Annotated in this window: 9 protein-coding genes; 3 read left to right on the top strand and 6 right to left on the bottom strand. The window is 64.4% G+C overall.

What is annotated here, in order from left to right; genetic code table 11:
• Positions 1 to 23: 23 nt before the first annotated feature.
• The 3 genes from H490_RS31540 to H490_RS18080 form a co-directional block, all read right to left on the bottom strand.
• Positions 24 to 1,232, bottom strand: a complete 1,209-nt coding sequence (locus H490_RS31540; RefSeq protein WP_081611573.1) for a HipA domain-containing protein — start codon at positions 1,230 to 1,232, stop codon at positions 24 to 26.
• Positions 1,229 to 1,843 (bottom strand): helix-turn-helix domain-containing protein, encoded by a 615-nt coding sequence (locus H490_RS32240; RefSeq protein WP_162903906.1) that lies wholly within the window; start codon positions 1,841 to 1,843, stop codon positions 1,229 to 1,231. The genes H490_RS31540 and H490_RS32240 overlap by 4 nt, the downstream gene beginning before the upstream one ends.
• Before the next feature lie 157 nt (positions 1,844 to 2,000).
• Positions 2,001 to 3,176, bottom strand: a complete 1,176-nt coding sequence (locus H490_RS18080) for a tyrosine-type recombinase/integrase (protein ID WP_031289559.1) — start codon at positions 3,174 to 3,176, stop codon at positions 2,001 to 2,003.
• Between the two features lie 271 nt (positions 3,177 to 3,447).
• Between H490_RS18080 and H490_RS18075 the strand changes: the two genes are divergently transcribed.
• Complete coding sequence (locus tag H490_RS18075) at positions 3,448 to 6,798, top strand: NACHT domain-containing protein (RefSeq protein ID WP_238560283.1); 3,351 nt, start codon at positions 3,448 to 3,450, stop codon at positions 6,796 to 6,798.
• A gap of 48 nt (positions 6,799 to 6,846) precedes the next feature.
• Here the strand turns inward: H490_RS18075 and H490_RS18070 are convergent, their stop codons facing one another.
• The 3 genes from H490_RS18070 to mobF form a co-directional block, all read right to left on the bottom strand.
• The gene (locus tag H490_RS18070) at positions 6,847 to 7,659 is read right to left on the bottom strand and encodes a DUF6042 family protein (protein ID WP_119077064.1); all 813 of its coding nucleotides are present in this window, start codon (positions 7,657 to 7,659) and stop codon (positions 6,847 to 6,849) included.
• A 110-nt stretch (positions 7,660 to 7,769) separates the two neighbouring features.
• Positions 7,770 to 8,090 (bottom strand): hypothetical protein, encoded by a 321-nt coding sequence (locus H490_RS18065; protein ID WP_017882797.1) that lies wholly within the window; start codon positions 8,088 to 8,090, stop codon positions 7,770 to 7,772.
• A gap of 148 nt (positions 8,091 to 8,238) precedes the next feature.
• Positions 8,239 to 11,799, bottom strand: a complete 3,561-nt coding sequence (gene mobF, locus H490_RS18060) for a MobF family relaxase (protein ID WP_017882796.1) — start codon at positions 11,797 to 11,799, stop codon at positions 8,239 to 8,241.
• Between the two features lie 232 nt (positions 11,800 to 12,031).
• On the opposite strand from mobF, the gene chrA reads away from it, so the two are divergent.
• Together chrA and H490_RS18050 are read left to right on the top strand one after the other, a co-directional pair.
• Positions 12,032 to 13,246 (top strand): chromate efflux transporter, encoded by a 1,215-nt coding sequence (gene chrA / locus H490_RS18055; protein WP_031289556.1) that lies wholly within the window; start codon positions 12,032 to 12,034, stop codon positions 13,244 to 13,246.
• A gap of 83 nt (positions 13,247 to 13,329) precedes the next feature.
• Positions 13,330 to 15,273, top strand: coding sequence for a heavy metal translocating P-type ATPase (locus tag H490_RS18050; protein WP_017882794.1), 1,944 nt, complete (start codon positions 13,330 to 13,332; stop codon positions 15,271 to 15,273).
• The last annotated feature ends 3 nt before the right edge of the window (positions 15,274 to 15,276 follow it).

Raw genomic sequence — 15,276 nt, 5'->3', positions numbered from 1 at the left:
CCCTCTAGCAGCGGTGTGGTTCATCAGCTGATCTGGACCGCTCGCTCTACGTTTCTAGCAACGAACTCTCTGGCTTGAACCTGCTGATCCGCGTCTAGTGCGTCCCAGACGCGGTCATTCTTCTTACCGACGTATTCAGCGATCTCGCGAACCCGCGCAAGTAGTTCGTCGACGTCGAATCCGATTCTCTGAGCCAGTATTCTCCAGTGGGCTGGGGTCACCTCCTGAGACCGGCGCGCACCTCCAATCTTCATCGCGAGTTCTTGCTCGACCTCCGGGTAGAGGAATAGTGGCACGACATCGTAGATCGGGGCAAACGAGATGGCGTCGGGCCGCAGGAGCAATGAGTAGTTCTTGGCATGCGCATCGGCATTGCCGACGAGCACATTGAGGATCAGCTGACTCAGAAACACACGTTGGAGCTTTCCCGAAGGATCGATCGGCTTTAGGAGAGAGATAACCTTGCCCGCCGACACGTCATATTTCTTCTCCGGCGGCAGACCGAGACTCTGCGCAATGTCCTCCGCATGCAGTCGTCGCGCAAGCTGATCTGGCTCCTCTGTACGGTCGAATCGGGTCACGACATAGGCGGTCTGGTCCCCAAAGCTCATAACCTCGGATTCTGGCGCGAGGATGTCGGCATAGTAGGCGAGATCGATCGCAGCTACTTCGGCCGCCTCGATGCCGCGGTACTTCGGGTTGCCGGGCTTCACGATATGAGTGGATGGCACTGTCTCATTCGACCAGTACCAATCGCCATCCACCCAGGCAAGCGCGAACTTGCCCTGGGCACCGGCAAGCGAAAAGCGAGCCGCTACATCTCTCGGCGTTGTGTCCGAAGAGTCACGTTTGATTGCCGAGATTCGGTCCGCGATGTCGCGTTTGAGCGCCGGGCTCAACTCGGATAGGCGATCCTGCAGTGATTCTCCTTCTGGCAGAAGTACCAATCCTCCGGCAAGATCACCACCGGCTGCATTCAGGAGGTCAAACGCTCCGGCGCTCTTCGCTCCATATGCATTCGCCATTCGTGCTCTGGTCTGCTCATGCTCGGGCAACAGATTCTCGAGAAAGTTCCTCGCCGCTTTCCGCACTGCCGGCCGATCCCGCGGCAAGGAGAGAGAAATCGGAGTTGGAGGTGCGTCCTCGTCGTAGACGAAGGTCACGTCTCCCTCGTCGAACACGAACTGCCCGACATGGCGTCCTTCTAGCCATACCTCAATGCGTTCGCTCATTTCAGCGCCATGCTGGGAAGCGCCGTCGGTTTGACCTCGAGGGTGCGCAAAACTCGTCGCACTTGCCCAGGAGAAGCCAGTGGCCGGCCCGACTCAATGTCACGCACCAGACCCTCAGATACTCCTGCTGCTGCCGCTAGCCTCCGTCGACTCTCGCCGCGAATGGCGCGCTCGGACGACACAATCTGCGCCAACTCTTGGCTGCTGCGCAGGTACTCGGCAGGCCTGCCTAGTGCGCGTTTCAGATAGGAATCATCGTTGCGCTCGGCATGTGCCACGAGACTGTCCAGGAACACGTCGCGAGGCGCGTTTGAAGGTTGCCAGTCGGTCAACAGCCTCGAAGGGTGGTCAGAAGTACGCAGTTGTTTGATGCGGGCCGCTGTCCGTGCTCGTTCCTGACCAGAGAGCCCTTCGAGACTGCGCTGTTTCAACGCCTTCGCGAGGTGCTGCCAGGAACGCGCAGAGAGCGCTCGGCGCCCCTTCGGAGAGGCGAGACCTTCGATCACCCATGCCGAGCCTTCTCTGCGCGCGGGGATACGCCCTTCGGCGGCCATCGCGCGCACCCTGCGTGGCGAAACGCCCATCTGGGTGGCAGCTTCCGTGACCTTCATGACACAACTATACCGCAGGGCATACGATGACCATAGTCCTTACCAACTGGAGTCCTTCGGAGCAGTCGCCAGAGCCGCGCCTTCACCTGTGAACGCGATGGGAGTTGAGCCTCGTGGAAGCTGGTGCTGGACGGCCACCGTGTGGCTCGCGGGGCCGTCACCGCCCGAATCGGTTCTCGAGCATCGATGCGGTGGCTGGATCGACAAGATCATCGCGGACTATGTAGTGCTGCTCGGTGATCCTCGAATCTGTGTGCCCGAGTAGACCGGCAGCGAGGTCGATTCCGCCTGCTTCATAGATCGCTGTCGCGCCTGTCCGGCGAAAACGGTGCGGTGTGACCTTCTTGAGTCCGGCCTTGTCCATGATCGTGCGGAGCTGTCTGCGGACGTTGTTCGTGGTGAGCGGGCCGCCCTTGCGGTTGCAGAAGAGCAGTGCGTTGGGGTCGATGGAGAGCCGATTCCGCAGTCGTTCTCGGATGGCTCGCACCGCAAACAGTGGGAGGACGATGGTGCGGACCGAGCGTGAGGTCTTGGGGTGGTTCTGTCGGTGCGTGGGTTCGCCTTTTCTGCTGATGATGGTGCCGCAGATGTGCAGGGTGGGCTGTGCGCCGCGAAGATCGATGTCTCGGATTCGGATGGCGAGCACTTCCCCGATGCGCACGGAGGTTCCGAGGAGCACTTCGACGATCTGGCCGAGCTGCCCGTCTGGTCTCGGGCCGCTCGCCATGGGTCGTTCTTCCCATTCGCGGATGGCGTCTCGGATCTGCCAGATTTCGGAGTCCTCGAAGACGTCGGGGCATCTGGCGGGGCGTTGCAGCCGAGAGATGTGATCCATCGGATTGCGCGGGATGATCTCGTGGCGGACGGCGAGTCCTAGTGCGAGGCGGAGTACGACTCGGGCTTGCCGGGCGCGACTGTAGCTCTGCCTGGCGAGCTGCTTGATGAAGTAGTCGCAGCGGGCGACCCCGATCTCTCTGAGCGTGAGCTCGGCGAACGCGGACGCGACGAGGGTTCGCATGTTTCGTTCGTAGAGAAGCCGGGTCGTGCGAGAGAGCCGGTCTTCGATCTCCATGTCTTCGAGCCAGTAGTGGACGAGCGCGGAGAAGCTGCTGTCGGCGGTGATTCCGATGAACGTGGGTTGGAAGAGGGATCGTTCGGAGAGCTTTCGTTTGAGCGCGAGTTCGGCTGCGGCGGAGGTCGGCCCGGTGCATTGAACCGCTCGGAGCTTACCGTCCCAGTCGCGGTACCGAGTTCGCGCTTGGCAGGTCCCTGGGCCGAGCCGTCTGTGGCTGATCTTTCCGAAGGTGCCGATCGGTGTCCTGGGTCTAGCCATGTCGGGACCCCGTCCGTGCGGAGAGTCTTGCGGTGTGCCGCCAAGGCGGGGTGTTCGGATGCTGTGCGTGGCGTGTAGGCATCAGATCAGTTTGGCGTGTGATCCGACGCTCTGTTCGCACGGAGCAGCGGCTCCGTGCCGAGCCGGGTGTCGGGGGTTGCTGGAAGAATGGAGACACCTTCAATCACGAGGAGCGGGAATGGGCGTCAGCGTTACCACACGGAAGACTCTGTGGGGTCGCGCTCACAATGAGTGTGCATTCCCCACCTGCTTGCAGGAACTCACGTTTGATAGCGAGACATCCGATACGGCCGCCGCGGGAGTGAGGATCATTGGCGAGGAAGCGCATATCCGCGCACAGCGGGCAGGCGGCCCTCGCTACGATGCCGGCTATGCCGATGTTGACGGGTACGACAACCTGATGCTGATGTGTCCGACGCATCATGCAATGATCGACGCAAACAATGGCGCCGATTACTCGGTCAAGTCGCTTGAGAAGATGAAGGCCGAACATGAGCGTAAGCAGAAGCGACGGGGTGAGCTGCAGGGGGCGCTGCGCGCGTATCTCGGCGACCGATTTGCTGCGGAGAACACGGTGCAGTTCCAGCAGGCTGAGCTGCGGGGGCCTTCAGTGGAGGCGATGTTCGTAGATGTCCCCGTCGGAGGGCGGCGAGATGGCTCGGCGCTTGCGGATCTCCTTGCACATATTTCCGCAGAGGCGCCCGGTGATACGGAGGAACTTGAACGATCTTCGGGTCTTCTGATCACCGGTGCGACGCAGGCGCTTCTTCATCCGAATTGGACGGGCAACGCGATTCTGGTGGGTGGACCTGGTCAGGGCAAGTCCACCGTATTGCAGTATGTGTGTCAGTTCCATCGTGCTCGTCGACTCGGTGAAGAAGGGTACAGTGCTGGGCAGTCTGAGCTGACTCGTGCGGAATCGCCGGCGCGCTTCCCTATCCGGATTGATCTTCGTCGGTATGCGCAGTGGGCCGAGCAGCCTCGGTTGAAATCGGGGAAACGTCAGAAGAAGCAGCGACAGTCGCCTCAGGAAGAGGACCGCTGGTCGAGTCTTGAGGAGTACGTGGTCGACCACATTCGTCGCAACATCGGCATGCACAAGTTCGCTCCGGAGGACCTTGCGCTGCTCCTCGCGACCGAGCCGGTGCTCTTCGCTCTGGATGGCCTGGACGAGGTTGCGAACCTCGCGACACGATCCCGCGTGGTCGAGGAGATCAGTCGCATGCGCGGACGCCTGAGAGCAGATGCTGCTGATCTGGTGATCTTGGTAGCGACTCGCCCGGGTGCTGCTCTCCGCCCGCTGACTGCTTCGGGAGCGTTCCCGGTTCTCCATTTGCAGCGTCTGACACAAGGACTCCGGCTGCAGTATCTGAGGCAGTGGGTGGAGGTACTGCAGCTCTCCGAAGAGTCCGCCGAGAAGCTGCAGTCCACATTCATGGATAGTCAGCATGTGCCGCATGTGAGCGAACTCGCCTCGTATCCGATGCAGCTGGCGATCCTTCTGCATTTGCTTCATCGTCGCCAGTTGTTGCCGCAGCAGCGCACGGAGCTCTATGCGGAGTATCTCAAGACGTTCCTGGATCGTGAGCAGACCGAGGACAAGGAGCCCCTGCTCAAAGACCAGCGGCGCGTGGTCGAGGATACGCACGCCTATTTGGGATGGTATCTCCAGACCAAGGCGGAAGAAGAGGGAAGCGCGGGGTCGATCACTCGAGATGAGCTTCGTGCCCTTCTGCGGGCCTATCTTGCCGGGCAGCCGGAAGAACAGCAGCTGGCGGACGACCTATACTCTGCGATTACCGACCGGGTGCTGTGTCTGGTTGAGCGCGAGGATGCATTCGAGTTCGAGGTGCAGTCTCTGCGCGAGTATTTCGCGGCGTTGCATCTCTATGAGAACCTGACGCCGAAGGGCATCGGTAACTCTCGTGATGACGGGCTGAACGCGCTACTGGAGCGCCCCTACTGGGCGAACACGTGCCGATTCTTCATCGGGATGCTCGCCAAGGGGGAACTTCGCGCCCTGATCGGGAACTTCTTCACGGTCGAGAAGAAGGTCACGCCCCGGCCCCTGGTGCGATCGATGGCAGTTACGCTGCTGAACGATCGCGTCTACGACGGTCTGACTAGCGACGAGATCCGGGGTGTCGTCGACTTCGTTCTCTCTGGCCCTGGGCTGCTTCTTGCTGAGGACGGCGTGCTGGACGCCGCGGGCAACCCTCTCCGATTCGGGGAACGTGCAGGCCGCGCCCAGGCGATTGCCCATCTCAAGACGCGCCTTGAGCAGGACCCCGATGCTGAGGCACGTCAGGCCGCAGCGACAAGCCTTCTCGCCCACTCTCTGCCTACCGACGATCTCGCCGCCTGGTGGTGGGAGCAGTTCACTCCGACCCCCCTTTGGGTGGAGACTGCCGCGCGTCTCAGAGTGTTTGCTCCGCTCAGTGTGCAGCAAGAGGCTCGGTTGCATACGGTGCTCTCGTCGTACAACGAGCCAGGCCAGTGGCGTGCAGATCTGCTGCGGCAGGGCGGGTATTCAGGGCACAGCACAGACGCGGTCCAGTTGGTGTGGGAAGACCTCAACGCCGGATGCGACACCGACCCAGACGGCCCGAGTCGCGATCTGAATGCTCTCATCGCGTGCGCGAGTTCAATCCTGGCCGGGAGCCAGACTGTTCCCTTGATTGCTTCCGAGGAGAACTCGCAGGCGCAGTCCCCGCTTGCGGTTCGCGTATGCGAAGCCGCCCGTTCCCTGCGACCGGTGTCGACGGCCTCCGCTGCGGTGGAGTGGGATCAGTACTTGTCCGTCGTCGCGGAGGCTTGGGGTCCGGGATGGGTGCTTGGTCGGGCCGTTGCTCGGGTTCCAGAAACGATCGATGTCTCGCTCATGTCAGCTCGGGCCGGATCTCCTGCGCTCACGGCCGCGGCCAGGATCGAGGCTGACTATCGTGGGCATCGATCAGACCCTGATTGGTGGCGAGATCGACTCTCGTCGGTTGGGGACGGGTATGACCTCATGCTGGCGGTGATCGCGCTTGTGGAGCAGGCGCGGACCGCGACGATTGTTGCGGTGGCGGCCGAGCTTGACGCGGCCGTGCGGAGGCTCGATCTCAAGCAGTTCCGTGCTGTGGAGCGCGCTCTTCAGCAGGATGCCGCTTCATATCGGGTGCAGCCCCTCGACCTGCACGAGCCGTTGCGTCTGCACCGTGTGAGCCTCTCGGGTCGGGTGCTCTGGCTGATCTGGCAGCTTGCGACAGAGTCCACTCGCGAGAGAATCCCAACCTACCTCGAGAAGGAGTTGGCCGACGTGTTCCTTGCGGGGCCGACAGATGGACGTCCAGTGGTGGCGGCGGCCCGGACATCTCGGAAGGTGAAGCTCGACTGCTTCCGGCATGCGCGGCCTTCGCTTCCGGGCGGTGGGTGGGCCGATCCCACGCAGTTGGCGACGATAACGATCGGGCTTGCGAAGGAAGTCCTTGAGACGCCGGGGGCTTGGCCCATGGAGTTGGTGCAGATCGCGATCGATCGCCTGAACGCGCAAGCTGCTTCGCGCGTGACACCGCTGTCCGATGTCGCGTCGGCAAATCACTGGTTTGGCAGCCCATGATCCGTTCCCCGGGGAACTCGGGGTGCAGCCGTTCTGGCGGTGAGGCAGCTACTCGGATGTGGGCGGGGCGAAGCTCACGTGGATGCGGTTCCGGTTGAAAACATCCCAGTCGACGTGCAGGACAAAAGACTGCTGGGGATGCGCCCGCTCGATGTCGATTGAGGTGGAGAAGTCCCCTTCGTCGGTGAGTACTTTGACGGCGCTGCGCACATCCTCCGGGTCACTCTCAAGTTCCTTCGCGAGCTGATCAAGGCTCACCAGGATGTGATCGACTTCCTGCTCGTCGGTGCGGAAGAACCGAATAATCGCCTGCGCGGTGCGCTCGTGAAGCCTCTCCCAGCGGATCTTGTCTTGCCGCGCTGCTTCTCGCGCATCGAGCGGGAGCACCTCCGCAGGAAGTGGTGCGTGCGGATTGAGGAAGAGCCCGCCTGCCTCGTTCGCGCTGAGGACGTTGCAGGAGACGAGGAGGTCGACCAAGGCCCCGAAAGTGTGCGAGACAGGGAGGTTCTTCGAGGCGAGGTAGCGTGCAAAATCTGCTTGGTCTAGTTCTCGTTGGGCCTTGTCCTGGGCGTTCAGTTCGTCCGCGGTGCGGGACTCATCGGGTTCGCCGAAGTCCTCATCGAGCTCGGCGAGCTTCTCCTCTGTCCACGGCTCCAGGGGTTCCCAAACTGAGGAGTCGAGACCATCCGGAGTGTGTGGGTTCTCTGCGCGGAGCATGGAGTCGAGCGCGGTCCGCGTGATGGGGCCGGCGCTGGCGAGTTCACCGAAAAGGATTACGACGGCGGGCGGCAGAGTACTGCTCCACCCTCTGCCGAACAAGATGTCGGTGACCGTCTGCATCGGGTGTGGCTCTTCGCTCATGCATCGATTATCTCGTGTGCGGATGCGGTGGAGAATCTATGCTTCGCGATGCCCTGAGCAGCAGGCTGTTCGGTCCCATGAGCATGAAGGCTCCGCGAAGGATTCACGTCTTACTTCCTTCGGGCAACGACCTCCCGAGTGCGCGCGATTGCCAGAAGAACAAGACTGGCAGGCCCCATCGCCAGGAAGACGAGACCCATGACGAGGCACCAGAGCATCGGGATGCTGAGCCACGGTTCGCCGCCGCCCTCGATGAGTTCCTTGAAGATGTTCGCCACGAGGAAGTAGGGAGCCGCGATGAGCATGGCGGGCACGCCCCACTTGTGGCTGTCGCGGCGGTGGATGATCCGCATGATGAGCCGGAGGCTCGGCAGGTACCTGGCCAGGAAGCCGAAGGCTTTGATCACTCCCGCGGTGATACCGCTGAACATGGTGAGTTCCTCTCGTTAGCGCAGAGCTATTCAGAAGCGGCGCTAGGAGAGTTGCCCGAAGGCCTGCCCGGAGGCGGAAATGTTGATCACAGGGGTGACCGCTCTGCTTCTACTGTACGTCGAGGCGGCGCGACCGGGAACCCTCGCGTCAGAGAGTGCGTCCTCGTTCCCTCGCGGACGCTCGCCCACCCGCCTGCGGCCGAGCACGTTCAGCCGCGAGCGCATGGGCGCGCTGGATCGCCTGCGCAGCGCGGGCGTGGTCGATCTTCTGCGCCACCCCGTCCGGCTCCGGGCCGAGCGCGTCGGCGCTGGTGATCGTGTAGCGGTCGCGGTAGGCGGCGACCGTGCACGCGTATCGTGACCACGCCTCCCGCTTGCGCGGTTCGTCGGGGCGACTCCCTAGCGCCTGAGCCCACGCGGTGCCATCGGCGATCGCCTGTTCGGCGAGGGTGGCGGCTCGGTTCTCGATGAGCTGGTGCCGCTCTGCGAGCGCCTGCTTCATATCGGGGTCGGTGATCCCGACCGCGACGGGGATGAGGCCGGCGATGAGTTGCGATGCCCGGCGGGTGCGTCCGGTGCTGGCCGGTTGGGCGGTGGCGTTTGCGACGCGCCAGTGCAGCACGGAGGCGATGTCACCGGCGTCATCGAAGCCGCGCGCTTTGACGAGGCGCGGGAAGATCCGGTCAACGTCGTGGTGGTTCGCCTCGGCACGGCGAAGCTCCGCAGCGAGGGCACCGAAAGCGTCGGAATCGAGCACCGCATCCGCTTGTACGGGGCTGAGGCCGGATGCATGGATGAGGGTGGCCCAGCGGTCGTGTTGTGCTTCGGTGGCGATGGTCTCGTACTCGGCGGCGAGCTGCAGGATCGATCCCCACCGTTCCTGCTCCGCCTGGATCGTCTCGTGCACGGAAAGCTCAGCCCCGGAATGATGCAGCACCCCGTAGAGCACCCGCCGGGCTGCCTCTTCCATGTCTTCGACCTCGTGCGAGTGCGCGTGCGCGTCGTCCGGGGTGTCGGTGGCGACGTACGCGAGGTTCGCATCCTTGCCACGGGTCAAGGCGACGTACAGGTTCTCGCGGGTCATCGACGGGTCGACCAGCACATGCGAGGTGTCCACCGTCACGCCTTGCGCGCGGTACGCGGTCACGGCGTAACCCAGGTCGAGGTGCTGGGCGACGTAGTCGGCGGGGAGCACGATCGACTCGCCACGGCCTGGGCTGGCGGGGCGCACGGTCACTGATCCGTCGCGGCGCACGTTCGTGATCGTCCACCTGTTCCCGTTCTGCACCCACGAGAACCGGGTGCGCAGCTTCCGCTCGTTCTTCCGCGTGATCACCGTGTCACCGACAGACGCTTGGACGCCGCCGTCCAGGGTGACCTCGCCTCGGAGCGGGTTCACGACATCGGCGAGGATGAGCTCGGTGCGGGCGCGCAGGTTCAGCGCCGTAACCGCGTCGTCGGAGTCGGAGACGAGGATCGACGCGATCCCGGCGGCTCGGTCTGCGCGCCATGCTTCGTAGGCTCGTGCGGTCATGTCGTCGGTGGTGCCGCCGATGATCCGGTCGGCGTCCTCGTAGACTCCGATCACGTCGGGTTCCCCGAGCCGAAGCCGGAGCGATGCTCGTTTCTCCCACTCGTGCGTGAAGCGGTGGATCGTGGAGAGTTCCGGGGTGTCGTGGCGGTCGCCGGCGAGGAGCCCGAACGCGCCGGCCGCTGCTGGGGATTGGAGTTGTCCGTAGTCGCCGACGAGGAGAATCTTTGCGCCGGCTTTCGCGGCGGCCCCGGTGATGCGGTCGAGGGCGAGGGTGCCGGCGAGGCTCGCCTCGTCAACGATCACGAGCTGACCGGCTTGGAAGGTTCTGCCGGTCGTCATGTGCAGCGTCCACCATCTCGCGGTGTTCTCGGTCTTGATCCTGAGATCCCCGGCGAGCACTTCCGCAGCGACCGCCGATGGGGCCAGCCCGACCACGGACCCGGCGCCGTGTTGCTGTTCCCAGGCGGTGCGGAGCGCGAGCATCGCGGTCGTCTTCCCAGTGCCAGCCGGGCCGACGAGGAGATCAAGCTGACGGCCAGAGACCGCGATCCGGGTGAGTGCGTCGGCCTGGTCGGGGCCGAGCATCCGCCCCTCCCGATCCGGCCGCCTCGTGACCCTCTCGATGAGGGCGAGCGGGAGCTCGGGCCCGGTCAGGGTGCGCGAGCGTTCGAGGAGCCGCTTCTCCGCATCGAGCAGCGCCTCGGACGAGTACAAGGTGCCGTGGCGGGGGCGGAACGCGCTCGACCCATCCGGCCGCTGAAACCTGGCCGGCGTGGACGCGAGCTCCGGCGGCGTCAGTCGCAGCGAGGCGCGCTCGGCGGCATCGACGACCATGCCGGTGACGGCCTCCCGATCCCGCGCCGTCGCGAAACGGTACTCCATCGTCTGCCGTGCGGCCTCGGCGGTCAGGTTCCAGCGATGCCAGGTCGACCGCTTCTCACCCACCGTCTCCATGACCTTGCGGCCGATCTTCTCGATCTCCTCCAAAGGAAGGTCATCGGCACGCAACACCCGCACGGGTGCTACCGGGATCGCCTCTCGCACCCATTCCGACGCCTCCCGCCCCAGCCGCGCTGTGGCGCGCTTGCGCCATTCGGTGGTGAGGTCGGCAAGGGAGCGCACCTGCTTCTCAGGCCGGGTAGACAAGGTGGCTTGAGCGCGGAGCTTGATGATCGTCGCCGCGGACGGTTGCCGGCCGTGCTTCTGAACATACTCGGCGATGAGGCGGTCTTTCTCGGCATCGATCAGGCGGGCGCGAGTGGAGAACTCGAGCACGAGCTCTTCCGGCACCGTCCTGACAGCCCAGGCGGGGTTACGGTCACGGCCACGATCCCGCGCCTCCCATGCCACGCTGAGTAGCCGGGTGAGGTGGTCGGCGATGATCGCCTCGTGCAGTTCGGAGAGCGCGACGGTCGCGGCGTGCATCGGCCGCCCATCCAGCGACCGCCACCGCCCATCCAGCACGGTCTTCACCTTGTTCGACACGACGACATGGGTGTGCAGATGCGGATCACTGCTGCGGGAGTCGTAGTGGTCGTAGGCCGTTGCGGCAAGCCCGAAGGTATCGACCTGCGCGACCGCGCCGCCGTCCGCGCCGATCATGCCGACGCGGGTCGCGGCGACCTCTCGTTCCATGAAATCGATCACCTCGGCAATCGCCGCGTGATGCGCTTCGGCGATGAGCGCCTGGGTGCCAGCATCGGCGACCGCCCAGAGCACCGACGCCGACTTCGGAAGCGAGAACGTGTAGTCGTATCCGGCGACGGCCTTCCGAGTGCCGCGTGCGTGTTCTTCGGCTTCGATCTCCACGACCGCTTCCGCACGCGACGCCGGGCCGAGATTCGGGTCGAGGGCTTCGACGCGCTCGGCGATGTGCTCGGCCGGGGTCTTGTACACCGGGTAGGCGCGGCCGAGCGGGTCGCCTGTCACCGGGTCGCAGCCCATCCCGATGAGGAGCTGGAGCTGCTGCTCCGATACTTCATCGCCGGGAGTGATGCGGCCTCCGCCGAACTGGGTGAGGCCAGAGCCGAGCCACCGGCCGGGAGGGTTCCCGGCCTCGGCATAGTAACGAGTCAACGGCGTCGACAGGCTCCGGTCACCATCGCCCGCGACCACGGAGCGCAGGAGGTATTTGTAGCCGTCGCCGGCGCTCATCACCCGCATCGAGACAGTCATGCCAATAAGGTGAACCCGACATCGTCAGCGTTTCCGAAGACATGTCACTTGTCCCCATGTCTTCGTCGCTTGCCTCGTGTGCGTAATAAGGGCGATGCCAGAGATTCGACGCTTTGTGTATGAGGAGCATTCGACAGACTTCGAGTGTCTGACGGAAAGAAAGTGAACTTTCGGTAGCGGTGGTGAAGTCGTGGCCCATGGTGCACGAGCCATGCCTCATGCTGGGAGGGAAATGTCATCGCTTGAGCATCGGCCCCCATTGCCCTCAGGGTCATCCCTCGGTGTGTTCTTGGTTTTTCTTCGCCTGGGGCTGACATCGTTCGGTGGCCCCGTGGCGCACCTCGGGTACTTTCGTACCGAGTTCGTGGAACGGCGCAGGTGGCTCAGTGATCGTGCCTATGCGGACCTTGTCGCGCTGTGCCAGTTCCTGCCGGGCCCGGCGTCGAGCCAGGTCGGTATGGCTATCGGGCTGCAGCGTGCCGGAGTGCTTGGAATGGCAGCGGCCTGGGCGGGTTTCACCTTGCCCTCTGCCGTGCTGCTGCTCGCGTTCGCGTTCGGGGTCTCTGCGCTCGGCGATCTGTCTCAGGCCGGGTGGGTGCTCGGATTGAAGGCTGCTGCGGTCGCGGTCGTCGCCCATGCGGTGCTGGGCATGGCGAAGTCTTTGACGCCTGACGCTCGCCGCGCGACGATCGCCGTCGCAGTTATGGCTTCCGTCGTGCTCGTTCCCGGCTCCCTGACCATGCTCGGCGCCCTGTTCATGGCGGGCATCTTGGGGCTCCTCGTCTGCCGCCCTCAGCACGACCCCGCAGAAAGCGGAGACACTTTTCCGGTGCGGATACGACCTGCCGTGGCGGCGATCAGCCTGGCCGTGTTTGGGCTGCTACTGGGAGGCCTGCCGATCCTCACCATGCTCACCGGGAATGCGACGGTGGGCCTATTCGATATCTTCTATCGCACAGGGTCGCTCGTGTTCGGTGGCGGTCATGTCGTCCTGCCGCTGCTGGAAGCCGAGACGGTGCAGACGGGGCTTGTGGAGTCCGGCACCTTTCTTGCTGGCTACGGTGCCGCTCAGGCGGTGCCGGGGCCGTTGTTCACGTTCGCCGCATTCCTCGGTGCGGTCACCACGAGCGGCCCAGGCGGGATGGCAGGAGCGTCAATCGCCCTGATCGCGATCTTCTTGCCATCCGCGCTGCTCGTGCTGGGGGTACTGCCGTTCTGGGAGCGACTGCGCCGCATAGTCGGGGTGCAGCGTGCTCTGATGGGCGTGAATGCCGGGGTCGTGGGTTTACTCGCCGCAGCACTTTACGATCCCGTGTTCGTCGAGGGTGTTACGGGTGTCGTTTCGTTCCTCGTGGCGGTGCTCTCCTTCGTGGCACTGGCCTCGTGGAAAGCGCCGGCATGGGCGGTGGTGTTCGCCACCGCCGGACTAGGTATCGTGCTGCTGTGAACAGTCCAGATTCCAGCCGTCACTGATGTAGGTGAGGCTGGCCTGCGGTGCGGGGGCAGCGCCCGCCTGCGAAAATGAGTAGCATGAGCCGATTTCTCGCCGCAGTCAGGGCGTATCCGCTCGTCTTCGCAACCCTGCTGGTCGCGACGATTGGGCTCCTGCTCCTCGCGACGCCAGCGAGCGGCGTGGCACGGTGGATCGTGGGCGGGTACGCGCTCGCGATCGCGGCGTGGGAGGCAGTCGGGATGATCCGGCAGCTCCTACGGAAGCATGCGGGGCTCGACATTCTCGCGGTAACCGCGATCACTGCGGCCGTGCTCGTCGGGGAGCCGTGGGCGGCGCTCGTGGTGGTGCTGATGCTCACCGGAGGTGCGGCGCTCGAAGACTACGCCGAGCACCGTTCCAAGAGAGAACTCACCGCGCTGCTGCGCAAGGCCCCGCAGCAGGCCACGAAGATCCTCGACACCGAAACCTCGGCGCACACGGCGGATACAGCCACCGAGGAGGTGCCAGTCGATGCGGTCGCGGTCGGTGACCTGCTGCTCGTGCGCCCGGGCGCACTGGTGCCGGTGGACGCGATCCTCGTCTCCGAGCACGCCGTGTTCGATGAGTCGTCGCTCACGGGCGAGAGCCTGCCGGTCGAACGTCAGGCCGGGGAGAAGGTGTCGAGTGGTGCGGTGAACGGCCAGGCCGCGGTGACGATGCGCGCGGCAGCGCCGGCTTCGAAGAGCGAGTACCAGCAGATCGTGCGGCTCGTCGAGCAGGCCGCGAGCAGTAAGGCGAAGGTCGTGCGGCTCGCGGATCGCTACGCGGTGCCGTTCACGATCCTCTCCCTGGTCATCGCCGGTGTCGCGTGGGCCGTGAGCGGTGACCCGGTCAGGTTCGCCGAGGTGCTGGTGGTCGCGACCCCGTGCCCGCTGCTGATCGCGGCCCCGGTCGCGTTCCTCGGCGGAATGAGTCGGGCGGCGCGTTTCGGACTGATTGTGAAGGGCGGCGGCACCCTCGAACAGCTCTCCCGCGCCCGCTCGGCCGCATTCGACAAGACCGGCACCATCACCACCGGGAAACCCACCCTCGAACGCATCGTGGCTGCGCCGGGGTTCGACGCAGACGAAGTGCTACGCTTTGCGGCCTCAACCGAGGTCTACTCCTCGCACGTGCTCGCCAGCGCCGTCGTCGGAGCGGCGAAGCAGCGTCAGATTCCGCTCCTCGAAGCATCCAAGGCCGAGGAGTTCGCCACCAACGGTGTCGCCGCAACCCTCCGCACGCCTGAGACACCGAACACAGTGCTCGCGCGGGTCGGCAAGCCCTCCTGGGTAGGCGAATATGCGCCAATGCTTTCCGTGGCTGACCTTGCGCCAGGCGAGCTTGCGATCTACGTTGCGGCGGATGACCGCTTCGCGGGTGCGATCATCATGCGCGATCAGGTCCGCGAGGAGGCAGAGGCCGCCCTCCGTGAACTCACGACACTCGGCATCGAGCGCACCCTGATGGTCACCGGAGACGTAACCGTCACCGCTCAGCCGATCGCGGAAAAACTCGGAATCAGCGAGGTGCATGCGGAGTGCCGCCCCGCAGACAAGGTGCGCATCGTGAGCGAGGTGCGGCCGCGCCCCCTCATCATGGTCGGCGATGGCCTGAATGATGCACCGGTGCTCGCGGCCGCCGACATCGGATTCGCGATGGGTGCTCGCGGCGCGACCGCTGCGAGCGAATCGGCGGCCGTCGTCAACCGCTACGACACGCTCTCCTCGCTGCCGCGCGCGGTGCGGATCGGCCAGGATACCGTGCGGATCGCGCTGCAGAGCATCTGGCTGGGCATCATCATTAGCGTCGCCCTGATGCTCATCGCCGCGTTCGGATTCTTACCGGCACTCCTGGGCGCGTGGATGCAGGAGCTGGTCGATCTCGTTGCGATCCTCGGTGCACTCCGCGCGGTCGGCCCACGATCCGAACGCCTTGCAAGCGCCGGGCCGCACAAGACAACTACCCCCGTTCAGGTAGCACACACTCCACAAAGGAACTGATCC

The sequence above is a fragment of the Leucobacter sp. UCD-THU genome, from assembly GCF_000349545.1.
In the GTDB taxonomy this organism is placed as follows: Bacteria; Actinomycetota; Actinomycetes; order Actinomycetales; family Microbacteriaceae; genus Leucobacter; species Leucobacter muris.
This window is presented reverse-complemented; position numbering and strand designations above follow the sequence as displayed.